This window comes from Alcaligenes sp. Marseille-Q7550, from assembly GCF_965112015.1.
In genome coordinates, this window is sequence record NZ_CBCOPU010000002.1 from 885,126 (window position 1) to 898,800 (window position 13,675).

A 13,675-nucleotide genomic window follows, 5' to 3' on the forward strand; every position below is an offset into this window, starting at 1 on the left:
AAACACTCGACTAAAATGTGGGCCGGAGGATTGTCATGCACATACATATATTAGGCATATGCGGCACATTCATGGGCGGCCTGGCGCTGATCGCCCGATCGGCGGGCCATACCGTGACCGGCTGCGATGCCGGGGTCTACCCCCCCATGAGCACGCAGTTGCAGGAACAGGGCATAGCGCTGATCGAAGGGTTCGACGCCAGCCAGACTGAACTGGCGCCCGACCTGTACATCATCGGCAACGTCGTCTCCCGGGGCAATCCCCTGATGGAAGCCATACTGGACCAGGGCCTGCCCTACGTGTCCGGGCCGCAGTGGCTGGGCGAGAACATCCTGCGCGGCCAGCACGTGCTGGCGGTGGCCGGAACCCACGGCAAGACCACGACCAGTTCCATGCTGACCTGGATCCTGGAGCAGGCGGGCCTGGCGCCCAACTTCCTGATCGGCGGCGGGGCGCCCGCCCTGGGCGTGTCGGCGCGCTTCGACCCCGCGGAGCCGCTCTTCGTGATCGAAGCCGACGAATACGACACGGCCTTCTTCGACAAGCGTTCCAAGTTCGTCCACTACCGTCCGCGCACGGCCGTGCTGAACAACCTGGAATACGACCACGCCGACATCTTCCCCGACCTGAACGCCATCCAGACCCAGTTCCACCACCTGGTGCGCACCATTCCGCGTTCGGGCCTGATCCTGTGCCCGACCGGCGCGCCCGCCCTGGAACAGACGCTCGAGCGCGGCTGCTGGACGCCGGTCAACTACTTCGGCCCCCAGGGCGACTGGGACAGCCGCGACATCAGCCCGACCTCCTTCGAGGTCCTGCGCCACGGCCAGGCCCTGGGCCGCGTGCAGTGGCCGCTGACCGGACGGCACAACCAGCTCAACGCGCTGGCCGCCATCGCCGCCGCGCAGCATGCGGGCGTGGAGCCCGAACAGGCCATCGCCGCCCTGTGCCGCTTCAAGGGCGTCAAACGCCGCATGGAAGTGCGCGGCACCGTCAAGGGCGTGACCGTCTACGACGACTTCGCGCACCACCCCACCGCCATCGCCACCACCCTGGACGGGCTGCGCGGCCAGGTGGGGCCGGCCACGCGCATCCTGGCGGTGCTGGAACCGCGCTCCAACACCATGAAGCTGGGCGCCATGGCCGCCCGCCTGCCGCAGTCGCTGGAGCAGGCGGACCTGGTGTTCTGCTACGGCGAGACCCAGGGCAAGCACGCCCTGGGCTGGGACCCGGCGGTCGTGCTGGCCGAGATGGGCGAGCGCGCCACAGCCTGGAACGATTTGGATAAAATGGTGACTGCCATTGTCCAGGCCAGCCGTCCCGGCGACGCCATCGTGGTGATGAGCAATGGCAGTTTCGGCGGCGTCCACCAGCGCCTGCTGGACCGCCTGCCGCGCTGACCTCCTTCCGTCCCCCCAGGTGCTGTCATGATCCTCTACCTTCACGGCTTTCGCTCTTCGCCTTCGTCCTACAAAGCGCAGCGCATGAAGCAGGCCCTGCAGGAACGGGACCTGCTGCACCTGTGGCGCTGCCCGCAGTTGCCGGCCAGCCCGGCGCAGGCCATCGCCCTGTGCCGGCGCATCCTGGATACGGAACTGGAGGCCGGCAATGCGCGGGAGCGGCTGTGCATCATGGGGTCCTCGCTGGGCGGCTATTACGCCAGCCACCTGGCCCAGCACTACCGCAGCCGGGCCGTGCTGATCAACCCGGTGGTCTACGCCGGCCGGGATCTGGCCACGCAGGTGGGCGAACACACCTGCTACCACTCGGATGCGCCCTTTCACTTCCTGCCCGACTATGTGGACGAACTGGACGACATCCACGTCCCCCGCCCGGCCGATCCGCAACAGTTCTACCTGCTGGCGGCCAAGGGCGATGAAGTCCTGAACTGGCGGGAAATGGCGGACTGGTACCGGGGCAGCCGCGGCCACATCGTCGAAGGCGGCGACCACGGCTTCTCGGATTTCGACCCCTGGATACCCGACATCCTGCAGTTCGCCCTGCAACGACCTTAAAAAATACTTACCGGATGGCCGCGGCCATCCAGATGGAACATCATGTACGTCCTTTTCGAAGACAGCGGCAACTTCAAAGCGGAAAAAGTCTTCTCCGAAAGCGACTCCACCCTGCAAGTGGAATCGGCCTCCGGGAAACGCAGCAAGATCAAGAAGAACACCGTGCTGTTCAGCTTTGAGCAACCCGCTCCCGCGCAGTTGATGGAACAGGCCCAGGCCCTGGCCGAGTCGCTGGACATCAACTTCCTGTGGAATGCGCCCCCCAGGAGGAGTTCGAGGCGGCCGCCCTGGCCCAGGACTATTTCGGCCATGCGCCCGACGCCGTGGAAAAAGCCGGCACCATTTTCGCGCTGCACAGCGCCCCGGCCTACTTCCATCGCCGCGGCAAGGGCCTGTACCGCCCCGCCCCGCCCGAGATCCTGCAGGCTGCGCTGGCCGCCATTGAAAAGAAACGCCTGCAACAGGAACAGATCGAGGCCTGGGCGCGCGACATGGTGCAAGGCCGCCTGCCCGAGCAGGTCGCCCAGAAGGCGCATACGTTCCTGGCCCAGCCGGACAAGAACTCCCTGGAATGGAAAGCCTTCGACCAGGCCCAGAAAGAACTGGGCGTGGGCACGGAAAAACTGCTGCTGTCGCTGGGCGCCTGGTCCAACCCCCTGACGCTGCACCAGCACCGCTTCCTGTCGGCCCACTTTCCCAAAGGCACGGGCTTTCCGCCCATCCAGGTCCAGGAATGGGGCAAGGACCTGCCCAAGGCCGACGTCACCGCTTATTCGGTGGACGACGCCAATACCATCGAGATCGACGACGCCTTGTCGGTGCAGACGCCCGAGCCCGGCCGCATCCGCGTGGGCGTGCACATCGCCGTGCCGGCGCTGGCCGTCAAGCGCGGCAACGAGCTTGACCAGATCGCGCGCAACCGCATGGCCACGGTCTACACGCCGGGCCACAAGATTCCCATGCTGCCGCCCGAGCTGATCGCGCGCTTCTCCCTGGACGAAGGCCAGGCGCGTCCCGCTCTGTCGCTGTACGTGGACGCCGACATCAGCACCGGCGAGATCCTGGCGCATCACACCCGCCTGGAGCGCATCACCGTCGAGCGCAACCTGCGCCAGCACGAACTGGACCCGCTGATCTCCGAAGAGGCACTGAACGATCCCGCGGCCGAACTGCCCTATGCGCAGTGGCTGCGTCCGCTGTGGACCTTCTCGCGCCAGCTCGCCGCCCAGCGCGAGGCCGTGCGCGGCAAGCCCGAGAACAACAACCGCGTGGAATACACCTTCGAGCTGGACGGACCGCACGACGACCCCGACTCGGTCATCCGCCTGGTGCCGCGCGTGCGCAACGCCCCGCTGAGCCTGCTGGTGGCCGAATACATGATCCTGGCCAACCAGCTCTGGGGAGGCCTGCTGGCCGAGCACAACGTGCCCGGCATCTACCGCTCGCAGCAATTCATGCGCACGCGCATGTCCACCACGCCCGCGCCGCATGAATCCATCGGCGTGCCGCAATACACCTGGTCCACGTCGCCGCTGCGCCGCTACGTGGACCTGATCAACCAGGGACAGATCCTGGCCGCGGCCGAACACGGCATCTCCGCCCGCCTGGCCGCCCCCTTCCAGCCCAAGGACGCCGACCTGTTCGCCATCATCGGCGCCTTCGAAGGCCAGTACGCCCAATGGGCCGACTACCAATCTTCGCTGGAGCGCTACTGGTGCCTGCGCTGGCTGCAGCAGAACGGCATCACCCAGGCGCGCGCCGCCTATATCAAAGAAGACCTGGTGCGCCTGAACGACGCCCCCCTGGTGCTGCACGTGCCCGGCCTGCCCGCCCTGGAGCGCGGCCAGGAAGTCACCATAGACCTGCTGGCCTTCGACGAACTGGCGCTGACGGTGGAATGCCGCCTGCGCGAGGTCGCCGCCGCAGCCTGACGGCCATGGCCAGGCCGCCCCGCCGCCTTGCGCAAGGCGATTACCTCTGGCCGGCGGTCGCGGTCTCGGCCCTGGCGCACGCCGCGCTGGTGTGCTGGCCCGCGCGCGCGCCAGCTCCCCAGGCCGCCCGCAGCCTGGACGTGGCCCTGGTCAACTTCAGCACCGAATCCGCCCCCCTGGATCCGCAACTGCTCGCGCAACTGAATCTGGAAGGCGGCGGGCAGGATGCGCGCGGCCAGGCCAGCCAGCCCCTGCCGCTCACGGACCCCGACCTGCCCAACCTGCTGGTGCTGGAAGCGCTGCGCAAGCGCCAGCAAAGCCTGGAAGCCGAGCAGCAACGCCTGCTGGGCGAGCTGGACAGCCAGGATGCCGTGCCGCCGTCCACCCCGCCCGCCGAGTACACCGGCGCCGCTCAGGCTCCCGGGCAGGACGATGACGACCGCAGCCCCCAGATCCGCAACGCGCGCATCGCGCTGCTGCGCGACCAGATCCGCGAACAGCAGCGCCAGCCGCGTTACCATTACGCCGGCCCGAGCGCGCGCGCCAGCGAGGAGGCGCGCTACCTGGACCAGTGGCGCCAGGCCATCGAGCAGACCGGCACCCGCCACTATCCCCGGCAGGAAGGCCGCAGGCTCTACGGGCAATTGCAGATGACGGTCTACATACGACGCGACGGCAGCCTGCTGCGCGCCGAACTGACGCGGCCCGCCTCCGACCCGGCTCTGAACCTTGCCGCCCGGCGCATCGTCGAGCTGGCCGCCCCTTTCGCCCCCCGGCCGCCGGAAGTAGCTCCCGGCGCCGATGTGCTGGTGATCACCCGCAGTTGGGAATTCACTCGCGACACCCTCAGCATGCAGGGCCCGGCCAATGATTGACCGAGCGCCTTCGTCCATGACCCAAGAAGCCTGTTTCAGCTCGGGCAATTCGGCGTTCCGGCTGCCCGGCGGTAAAATAGAGCCTCGACCAGGCTTCACTCGCCACCCGTGCCCGGAGGATCCGTCAGGACACGAAGGCCGGCCGGATCCAATAACAAGACACTTCCTTAGAGCCTCTCATGTCCGACACGACTTCCGCCGGCCGCTACGGCGTCATCGGCAACCCCATCAAGCACAGCCGTTCGCCCGAGATCCATGAACAGTTCGCCCGCCAGTGCGGCATCGCACTGAGCTACGAGCGCATCCTGGCGCCGGAGGACGGCTTCACAGCCGCGGTCCGGGAGTTCTTCGCCGAAGGCAAGGGCCTGAACGTCACCCTGCCCTTCAAGGAACAGGCTTTCGAGCTGGCCGCCAAGCGCCTCGCCCGCCGGGCCCGCATGGCCGGCGCGGTCAATACCCTGTGGATGAAGGACGGCGAGCTGCACGGCTGCAATACGGACGGCGTGGGCCTGTGCTCGGACCTGCGCCGCCTGGGCCACGACCCGGCGGACATGCGGATCCTGCTGATCGGCGCGGGCGGCGCCTCGCGCGGCGTAGTGTTCCCCCTGCTGGAGGCCGGCTGCGAACTGCTGCACGTCATCAACCGCACCAGCAGCAAGGCCCACGACCTGCGCGAGCATGTCGTGGCGCTGGAGCCCGACGCCTCGCGCCGCCTGAGCGCAGGCGGGCTGGACGACCATTCCGGCGACTGGGACATCGTCATCAACGCCACTTCCGCCAGCCTGCAACAGACGCTGCCCGAACTGCCCGACGCGCGCTACCGCAAGAACTCCCTGGCCTACGACATGTTCTATGCAGGCGAACCCACGGCCTTCATGCTGGCGGCCGAACGGGCCGGCGCCGACCAGGTCATGGACGGCCTGGGCATGCTGGTGGGCCAGGCGGCCGCCAGCTTCGCCATCTGGCACGGCGTGGAGCCCGAAGTGGAACCCGTGCTGGCCGCGCTGCGCAGCCAGGTCGGACAAGTCTGACGTGAAACTGGCCGCCCGCCCCTGGAAACTGGCCGGCATGCTGCTGCTGGCGGCCGCCGCCGGCATACTGCTTTACCAGATAGCACTGTTCCTGATGGTGCTGTGGTACAGCGTGATGCCGCCCAGGCTCACGCCCTTCATGGCGGCCGAGCAGCGCGAGCTGCGCGCCGCGCAACCCGATGCGCAGGTGCGCTACGAATGGGTGCCTTACGAGCAGATCAGCGCCAACCTCAAGCGCGCCGTCATTGCTTCCGAGGACGCCAACTTCATGCAGCATTCCGGCGTGGAATGGGATGCGATCCGCAAAGCCTGGGACTACAACCGCCGCCAGGCCGAAAAAGGCTCGGCGCGCCGCCGCGGCGGCTCCACGATTTCCCAGCAACTGGCCAAGAACCTGTTCCTGTCGGACTCGCGCAGCTATCTGCGCAAAGGCCAGGAGCTGATCCTGACCTACATGATAGAGGCGGTCATGAGCAAGGAACGCATTCTGGAACTCTACCTGAACGTCGCCCAATGGGGCACAGGCTTCTTCGGCGCGCAGGCGGCGGCCCGCCACTATTACAAGCAGGACGCCGCGCGGCTGAGCGCCGTGCAGTCCGCCCGCCTGGCCAGTATGCTGCCCAACCCGGCCTACTACGACCGGCGCCGCGACAGCCCCTACCTGCAATCGCGCACCCGCACCATCAGCCAGCGCATGCGGCAGGTCGCCATTCCATGACCGTACACGGCTTTTTTTGTTAACCTAGCCTCGTCATCGCAACAGCCCTATTTACATGCGCACCGCCCGCCGCTACCTCGCTTCCGAAATCTACCGCTCCAGCGCCGTCGTGCTGATCGCCCTGCTGGGGCTGTTCACCTTTTTCGCCCTGATCGAGGAACTGGACAAGGTGGGATCCAAGTTCACGCTCGCCAGCCTGTTCTATATCCAGGCGCTGGAGCTGCCCACGCGCCTGTACGACCTGCTGCCCATCGGTCTGCTGATCGGGGCCATCCTGGCGCTGGCCAGCCTGGCCCAGCGCAACGAACTGGTCATCCTGCGCGCCTCGGGCGTGAGCGGGCTGCGCATGATGGTCATGCTCTGGACCGTTACCCTGCCCCTGGTGGCCGGCGCCTTCGTGCTGTCCGAATACGTCACGCCCATGGCGGAAATCAAATCCAGCGAGCAGGGCATGGCCTTGCTGGGTCGTTCGGGCGGCGGACGGCTGGACAGCGGCTACTGGTTCAAGGAGAACAAGCCGGGAAACGGCATGCGCATCATCAACATCGCCAACCTGCAGGGCAACGGCAGCGTCAGCGATGTCAGCATCTACGACTTCATGGACGGCCAGCGACTGAACATGGTGGCCCAGGCGCCGTCGGGCCAGTTCAAGGAAAATGAACTGGTGCTGCGCGACGTGACCGAAACCCATCTGAGCGAGTCCTCCCACCTTGCCCTGGCCCAGGCCCAGGCGCCGGACCAGCCCCTGGCGCGCATCGAGAAGCGGCCGGAACTGACCCTGCAGACCACGCTGACGCCCGACCGCCTGATCGCCCGCGTCGTCACGCCCGAACGCATGTCCATCCTGGACCTGAAGGACTACATCGACTACCTGGACGCCAACAAGCTGCAGACCAAGCGTCAGGTGGTGGCGCTCTGGCGCAAGGTGGCCTATCCCTTCACCCTGCTGGTCATGATCACCATCGCCGCGCCCATCGGCTTCATGCAGACGCGCCATGGCGGAGTAGGCACCAAAGTCTTTACCGGCATCTTGCTGGGCGTGGGCTTTTTCATGGTCAACCAGTTGGCCCTGAACGTGGCCATGCTCAGCAATCTGCCGCCCTGGGTCACCGCCCTGGTGCCCAACCTGATCGCCATGGCCCTGGCGCTGGGCGCGCTCATCCTGATGGAAAACCGCCACAACCTGCGCCGCCGCCACTCCAGCGTCTCCAACTGAACCATGCCCCTGACCCATTCCGCATCCATCTGGGCCATCGGCGACATCCAGGGCTGCTGCGCTTCCCTGGATGCGCTGCTGCGCCACCCCGACATCCAGGCCGACGAGCAGGCCCATTTCTGGTTCGCAGGCGACCTCGTCAACCGGGGCCCCGATTCGGCCGGCTCGCTGCGCCGCATCCGGGCGCTGGGCGAGCGCGCCACCTGCGTGCTGGGCAATCACGACATCCATTGCCTGGCCGTGGCCGCCGGGGTGCGCAAGCCGGGCAAGCACGACACGCTGGCGGCGCTGCTGGCCGCGGCGGACGCACAGGAACTGCTGGACTGGCTGCGCCATCAGCCGCTGGCGCACTACGAACACGGGCATCTGATGGTGCACGCCGGCGTGCATCCGGCCTGGAGCCCGGAACAGACCCTGGAGCACGCCCGCGAACTGGAAGCCCTACTGCGCGCCGACGACTGGCGCGAACATATTGCCGAACTGTTCGGCAATGAACCCGACGCCTGGCACCCCGCCCTGACGGGTCAGGCGCGCCGGCGCGCCATCGTCAGCACGCTGACGCGCATGCGCATGTGCCGCGCCGACGGGAGCATGGATTTCAAGCACAAGGGTGCGCCGGACCCCGATTCAGGACTCCTGCCCTGGTACGAACTGCCGGACAGGGCCTGCGCCGACGTGCCCATCATCTTCGGTCACTGGTCCACGCTGGGCTTGATGAACACGCCCACGCTGCTCAGCCTGGACACAGGCTGCGTCTGGGGCCGCCAGCTCAGCGCCGTGCGCCTGCAGGACCGGCGGCTGGTGCAGATCCACTGCCCCGAAAACCAGAAGCCCGGCGAATGATGAAAAACTCCGGCCTGTCAGCCCGAGCCTAGTCCACCTCGGCGCCGGCGTGCGCCTCGGATTCATCAGGCGTGTCGACCTCATGCGGCCAGTCGGGGCGGACGACAGCCCGGATGCGTTCCCTGGCCTGCTGGGCCGTGGCGCTGCGGCCCCACTGCATACAGGACTGGGCGGGCATGACGTCCAGGAAATGGCAATGCACCTGGACCCGGCGCGAACTGAGCAGGACCCAGATATTGCCCACCAACGATTGCTCGCCCACGAAGGCGAAACGCTCGGTGCGCCGCCCGGCCTGCTCGAACAGCAGCGCCACAGGCTGGATGTCCACCTCCAGATTGATGGCCGCCTCGAACAGGCTGGCATAGAAAGTCTTGACGTCCAGGCCGGTCGACGTGGTGCCCTCGGGAAACAGGCCCACGGCGTCGCCCCGTTCGAAGCAGCGCTCCATCTGCTGGCTGACCGTATGCAGGGCGCGCCGCTGGCCACGTTCGATGAACACCGTGCCGGCCCCGGCCACCAGCCAGCCCACCACGGGCCAGCGACGGATTTCGCTCTTGGCGATGAAGGAGGTGGGACGCACGCTGTTGAGCACGAAGATATCCAGCCAGGATACGTGGTTGGATGCGTAGAGCACGGCTCTGTCCTGCACGGCGCGGCCATGCTGGAGGACGGCGACGCCGCAGATGCGCATCAGCAGGCGCGACATGCCCAGCACCAGCGCGCGTCGCCCGCCCGGGCGCAGGATGGGAAATGCCAGGCCGACCAGCAGCAGGCCTGCCAGTATCCACAACATCAGCGCCACGGCGCGCCAGGCAAAACGGAATGTATTCAAAGGACTTCAGCCTCGTGAGGGACTCAGACGGGCGGCAGGCGGTCCAGGTAGCGCTGCAGGATCACGGAGGCGGCCACCGCATCGTCGTCGTCGTTGCTTCCCAGCAAGGCTTGGGCCTCCATGCTGGAGCCGCGTTCGTCCACCAACTCCACCGCCAGGCCGTAGCGGCCATGCAGCTGGTTGGCGAATCGCCGGCAGCGAAGCGAAGCATACTGCTCCGCACCCTCGGCGGTCAAAGGCAAACCCACGACCAGGCGGTCGGGCTGCCACTCGTCGAGCAACTTCCGGATGGCGGCAAATCGTTGCTCGCGCGTGACGGGGCGCAGGATGGCATAGGGACGGGCCTGGCGCGTCAAGGTGTTGCCCAGCGCCACCCCGATCTTCTTCAGGCCGTAGTCGAAGGCCAGGATGGTCTCGACGGCCGGCGCGCCGGTGCCCTCTGCACGATCAGGCATGGCCCGCGCCGCCCGACAACATGAGGGGATCGATGCCCAGCAGCGCCAGCGCGCTGTCGTAGCGCTTTTCGAAGGGCGTGGAGAACAGGATTTCGTGGGTGGCCTTGACGTTCAGCCAGGCATTGCCGGCCATCTCGCTTTCCAGCTGCCCCGCGCTCCAGCCCGCGTAGCCCAGCGTGACCAGCATATGCTGCGGGCCCTGGCCGTGCGCCACGTCCTGCAGCACATCCTTGGAGGTGGTCAGGGTCAGTTCGCCCACCGCCAGGCTGGAAGTGTAGGCCTTGTCCGAATCATGCAGCACGAAGCCGCGGTCGGTCTGCACCGGTCCGCCGAAATACACGGAGGTGCCGGCCAGGTCTGTGTCGGCGTCCACCTGGACTTCGATGCGCGACATGAGATCGGCCAGGGTCAGGTCCGTGGGCCGGTTGATGACCAGGCCCAAGGCGCCCTGCTCATTGTGCTCGCAGACGTAGATGACGGTGTCGGCCAGGCTGCCCGATACCACGCCGGGCATGGCCAGCAACAGGTGGTGGGTCAGATTGGCGCTTTCCTGGACCAGCGGCGACTGGCTTGTTGCACTCATACGCACCTCCTGTCGGGGCAGACCACCGTGGGGAACGGGCCGATCACACTTCGATCAGTTCGAAATCTTCCTTGCGGGCGCCGCATTCGGGACAGACCCAGTTCGGAGGCACGTCCTCCCAACGCGTGCCGGGGGCGATCCCTTCCTCGGGCAGCCCCGCTTCTTCATCGTAAATCCAGCCGCAAATCAGGCACATCCACGTACGCATAACATTCCTACTGTATTTGTAAACATAGTCCGATCCGGGTGCAAATCGGGGCAATCCATTAAAATGGGGTCAATATTACTAAACCCTGCGGCATCCGGGCCAAATAATTGGCGCTGGACCACATTTGATACAAGATGGCTGCTGATCTCGAAAATTCAAGTCCAGGGCTGGCGCTCGTTCTGGCGCCTTACGATCCCAGCGGCGGCGCCCACCTGCCGGCCGACGTCGTGACCGGCGCGCGGCTGGGCTGTCACGTCCTGAGCGTGCCCACGGCGCTGCTGGTGCGCGACACCGCCCAACTGGAAAGCATACAGCCGCTGGCCGAGGACGTCGCCGACGACCAGGCCCGCTGCCTGCTCGAGGACGTCAACATCCAGGCCGTCAAGTGCGGGCCGCTCTACAGTCCCGAGATGGCCAGCATGGTGGCCGAGATCTGCGCCGACTACCCCGAGCTGCCCCTGGTGCTGCACCTTACCGCCATGCCCGCCGGCCTGGACGACATCGACGCCGAGGACGCCCTGGACGCCTGCCTGCGCCTGCTGCTGCCGCTCAGCTCCCTGCTGGTCGTGGACCACGCCAGCCTGGAACAGTGGCGCTCGGAAGGCCTGCTGGAAGACAGCGAATCGGCGGCCGCCGCCTTGCTGGCCGCGGGCGCGCATGCCGTGCTGATCACGGCCGGGCCCGGCGCTCCCGGCCAGTGGCACGCCCTGTTCCAGGGACACCACGGCCGGCTCGAATACAGCCTGCCGCGCGACCCGGGCCTGCGCCAGCAGGACATGGACAGCCTGGTGGCCGCGGCCTGCGCCTGCCGGCTGGCCCAGGGCCAGGAACTGGACGGCGCGGTAGAATCAGCCCTGAGCCACCTGCAGGCATGCTCGCGCGACACCTTCCAGCCCGGCATGGGCCACCGCCTGCTCAACCCCGCCCCCTTTCGCCATGACTGACTCCACGCCCCTGCGCTTTCCGGCCGGCCTGTACGGCATCACCCCCGACTGGGACGACACGCCCCGCCTGCTGCGCGCGGTGCGCGCCGCGCACGACGGGGGCCTCAAGGTGCTGCAGTTCCGCCGCAAGCAAGGCAGCCAGGAAGCCCTGCATCAACAGTTGACCCAACTGAGCGAGCTGTGCGCGTCACTGGAACTGCCGCTGCTCATCAACGACCATTGGTCCTGGGCGCTGCAGTTCCCGGTGCAGGGCGCCCACCTGGGCAAGGACGACGGCGACCTGATCCAGGCGCGCCACGCGCTCGGCCAGCATGCCCTGCTGGGGCGTTCGTGCTACAACAGCCTGGAGCTGGCCCGGCAGGCCCTGGCCGAAGGCGCGGACTACATCGCCTTCGGCGCGGTCTTTCCGTCCAGCGTGAAATCCACGCAGTCGCCCATGCCGGCTTCCTTGTGGTCGATCTTGCGGGAACGCCCGCCGCGCCGCCGTGGTGGCCATAGGCGGCATCACCCCCGACAACGCCCCGGCGCTGCTGGAGGCCGGGGTGGACAGCCTGGCCGTCATCAGCAGCCTGTTCGAGGCCGACGACGTGCGCGCCACGGCGCAGCGCTTCACCGATCTTTTCCTAGCCCAGGCCCGGTCTCGCCACGCGCGCTGACCGGACCGCCTGCCACGAACCAACCGTTCTTACCGTCTGGATTTCTGCCTCATGTCCCGTAACACGCAACTTTTCGAACGCGCCTGCGAATTCATTCCCGGCGGCGTCAACTCGCCCGTTCGCGCCTTCGGCTCGGTCGGCGGCACGCCCTGCTTCATCGAACGCGCCCAGGGTCCCTACATCTGGGATGCGGACGGCCGGCAATACACCGAATACGTCGGCTCCTGGGGCCCGGCCATCCTGGGCCATGCCGATCCGGACGTGGTCAAGGCCGTCCAGGACGCGGCCGTGCACGGCCTGTCCTTCGGCGCGCCCACCGAAGGCGAAGTGGTGCTGGCCGAGACCATCACCAAGCTGCTGCCGTCCATCGAGCAGGTGCGCCTGGTCAGCTCGGGCACCGAGGCGACCATGAGCGCCATCCGCCTGGCGCGCGGCTACACGGGCCGCAAGACCATCATCAAGTTCGAAGGCTGCTATCACGGCCACGCCGACAGCCTGCTGGTCAAGGCCGGCTCGGGCCTGCTCACTTTCGGAAACCCCACTTCGGCCGGCGTGCCCGCCGAATTCGTGGCCCACACCCTGGTGCTGGACTACAACGACCTGGACGCCGTGCGCGACGCCTTCCAGCAGAAAGGCCAGGACATCGCCTGCGTCATCGTCGAACCCTTCGCCGGCAACATGAATCTGGTGCGCCCCGCCCCCGGCTTCCTGGAAGGCCTGCGCGAGCTGGGCACCGAGCACGGCGCGGTACTGATCTTCGACGAAGTCATGACCGGTTTTCGCGTCGGCCCGCAAGGCGTGCAGGGCCTGACGGGCATCCGCCCCGACCTGACCACGCTGGCCAAGGTCATCGGCGGAGGCATGCCGGTGGGCGCCTTCGGCGGACGCCGCGACATCATGCAATGCGTGGCGCCCGTAGGCGGCGTCTACCAGGCCGGCACGCTGTCGGGCAATCCGGTCGCCGTGGCCGCCGGCCTGGCGACCCTGAAGAAGCTGGCCCAGCCCGGCTTCTACGACACGCTCAACAGCAACACCGCTCTCCTGGTCCAGGGCCTGACCGACGCCGCCCGCGAAGCCGGCGTACCCTTTTGCGCCGATCATCAGGGCGGCCTGTTCGGCATCTACTTCAGCGAACGCATCCCCGCCTCCCTGGCCGAAGTCTCGGCCGGCGACATCGCGCGCTTCAAGCGCTTCTTCCACGCCATGCTGGACAAGGGCGTGTACTTCGCCCCGTCCGCCTTCGAGGCCGGCTTCGTGTCCGTGCAGCACACGCCCGACGTCATAGCCGCCACCGTGCAGGCGGCGCGCGAGGTCTTCGCCACGCTCAAGGATTGATGTCCCTCCGGCGGCAGGCATGAAAAAAGCGGG

The 13,675-nt window shown here is 67.2% G+C and carries 13 protein-coding genes and 2 pseudogenes; 11 read left to right on the forward strand and 4 right to left on the reverse strand.

What is annotated here, in order from left to right; translation table 11 throughout:
• Positions 1 to 35 precede the first annotated feature (35 nt).
• From mpl to ACWPWO_RS13605, 8 genes and pseudogenes are all read left to right on the forward strand, one after another.
• Positions 36 to 1,400 (forward strand): UDP-N-acetylmuramate:L-alanyl-gamma-D-glutamyl-meso-diaminopimelate ligase, encoded by a 1,365-nt coding sequence (mpl, locus tag ACWPWO_RS13570; RefSeq protein ID WP_454007026.1) that lies wholly within the window; start codon positions 36 to 38, stop codon positions 1,398 to 1,400.
• Positions 1,401 to 1,427: 27 nt separating this feature from the next.
• Positions 1,428 to 2,015, forward strand: coding sequence for a YqiA/YcfP family alpha/beta fold hydrolase (locus tag ACWPWO_RS13575; RefSeq protein WP_454007027.1), 588 nt, complete (start codon positions 1,428 to 1,430; stop codon positions 2,013 to 2,015).
• A 42-nt stretch (positions 2,016 to 2,057) separates the two neighbouring features.
• A pseudogene (locus ACWPWO_RS13580) lies at positions 2,058 to 3,946 on the forward strand (ribonuclease catalytic domain-containing protein).
• Positions 3,947 to 3,951: 5 nt separating this feature from the next.
• On the forward strand, positions 3,952 to 4,821 hold the full coding sequence (locus ACWPWO_RS13585) for an energy transducer TonB (RefSeq protein WP_454007028.1): 870 nt from the start codon (positions 3,952 to 3,954) through the stop codon (positions 4,819 to 4,821).
• A gap of 179 nt (positions 4,822 to 5,000) precedes the next feature.
• A complete protein-coding gene (gene aroE, locus ACWPWO_RS13590; protein ID WP_454007029.1) occupies positions 5,001 to 5,852 on the forward strand; it encodes a shikimate dehydrogenase in 852 nt (283 codons plus the stop codon).
• A gap of 37 nt (positions 5,853 to 5,889) precedes the next feature.
• Positions 5,890 to 6,570: a monofunctional biosynthetic peptidoglycan transglycosylase gene (gene mtgA / locus ACWPWO_RS13595; RefSeq protein ID WP_454007496.1), complete on the forward strand. Its 681-nt coding sequence runs from the start codon at positions 5,890 to 5,892 to the stop codon at positions 6,568 to 6,570.
• 55 nt (positions 6,571 to 6,625) lie between these two features.
• A complete protein-coding gene (gene lptG, locus ACWPWO_RS13600; RefSeq protein ID WP_394061859.1) occupies positions 6,626 to 7,786 on the forward strand; it encodes an LPS export ABC transporter permease LptG in 1,161 nt (386 codons plus the stop codon).
• A 3-nt stretch (positions 7,787 to 7,789) separates the two neighbouring features.
• Positions 7,790 to 8,629 (forward strand): symmetrical bis(5'-nucleosyl)-tetraphosphatase, encoded by an 840-nt coding sequence (locus ACWPWO_RS13605; RefSeq protein WP_454007030.1) that lies wholly within the window; start codon positions 7,790 to 7,792, stop codon positions 8,627 to 8,629.
• A 28-nt stretch (positions 8,630 to 8,657) separates the two neighbouring features.
• On the opposite strand, the gene ACWPWO_RS13610 is transcribed toward ACWPWO_RS13605, so the two are convergent.
• From ACWPWO_RS13610 to ACWPWO_RS13625, 4 genes are read right to left on the reverse strand one after another with little or no spacing between them, the layout of a single operon-like run.
• Positions 8,658 to 9,461, reverse strand: coding sequence for a lysophospholipid acyltransferase family protein (locus ACWPWO_RS13610; protein WP_454007031.1), 804 nt, complete (start codon positions 9,459 to 9,461; stop codon positions 8,658 to 8,660).
• Between the two features lie 23 nt (positions 9,462 to 9,484).
• The gene (ruvX, locus tag ACWPWO_RS13615; protein WP_454007032.1) at positions 9,485 to 9,916 is read right to left on the reverse strand and encodes a Holliday junction resolvase RuvX; all 432 of its coding nucleotides are present in this window, start codon (positions 9,914 to 9,916) and stop codon (positions 9,485 to 9,487) included.
• Positions 9,909 to 10,499, reverse strand: coding sequence for a YqgE/AlgH family protein (locus ACWPWO_RS13620; protein WP_454007033.1), 591 nt, complete (start codon positions 10,497 to 10,499; stop codon positions 9,909 to 9,911). The genes ruvX and ACWPWO_RS13620 overlap by 8 nt, the downstream gene beginning before the upstream one ends.
• Before the next feature lie 43 nt (positions 10,500 to 10,542).
• Positions 10,543 to 10,707 carry a rubredoxin gene (locus ACWPWO_RS13625; protein ID WP_102068856.1) on the reverse strand — a complete coding sequence of 55 codons (165 nt, stop codon included), beginning with the start codon at positions 10,705 to 10,707 and terminating at the stop codon, positions 10,543 to 10,545.
• Between the two features lie 134 nt (positions 10,708 to 10,841).
• On the opposite strand from ACWPWO_RS13625, the gene ACWPWO_RS13630 reads away from it, so the two are divergent.
• The 3 genes and pseudogenes from ACWPWO_RS13630 to hemL all read left to right on the forward strand — a co-directional run bounded on the left by ACWPWO_RS13630 (position 10,842) and on the right by hemL (position 13,642).
• Entirely contained in the window at positions 10,842 to 11,651 is an 810-nt protein-coding gene (locus ACWPWO_RS13630) for a bifunctional hydroxymethylpyrimidine kinase/phosphomethylpyrimidine kinase (protein ID WP_454007034.1), read from the forward strand.
• Positions 11,644 to 12,042: pseudogene (locus tag ACWPWO_RS13635) on the forward strand (thiamine phosphate synthase); the annotation flags it as partial. The gene ACWPWO_RS13630 and the pseudogene ACWPWO_RS13635, both read left to right, overlap by 8 nt.
• Positions 12,043 to 12,358: 316 nt before the next feature.
• Entirely contained in the window at positions 12,359 to 13,642 is a 1,284-nt protein-coding gene (gene hemL, locus ACWPWO_RS13640) for a glutamate-1-semialdehyde 2,1-aminomutase (protein ID WP_454007035.1), read from the forward strand.
• Positions 13,643 to 13,675 lie beyond the last annotated feature (33 nt).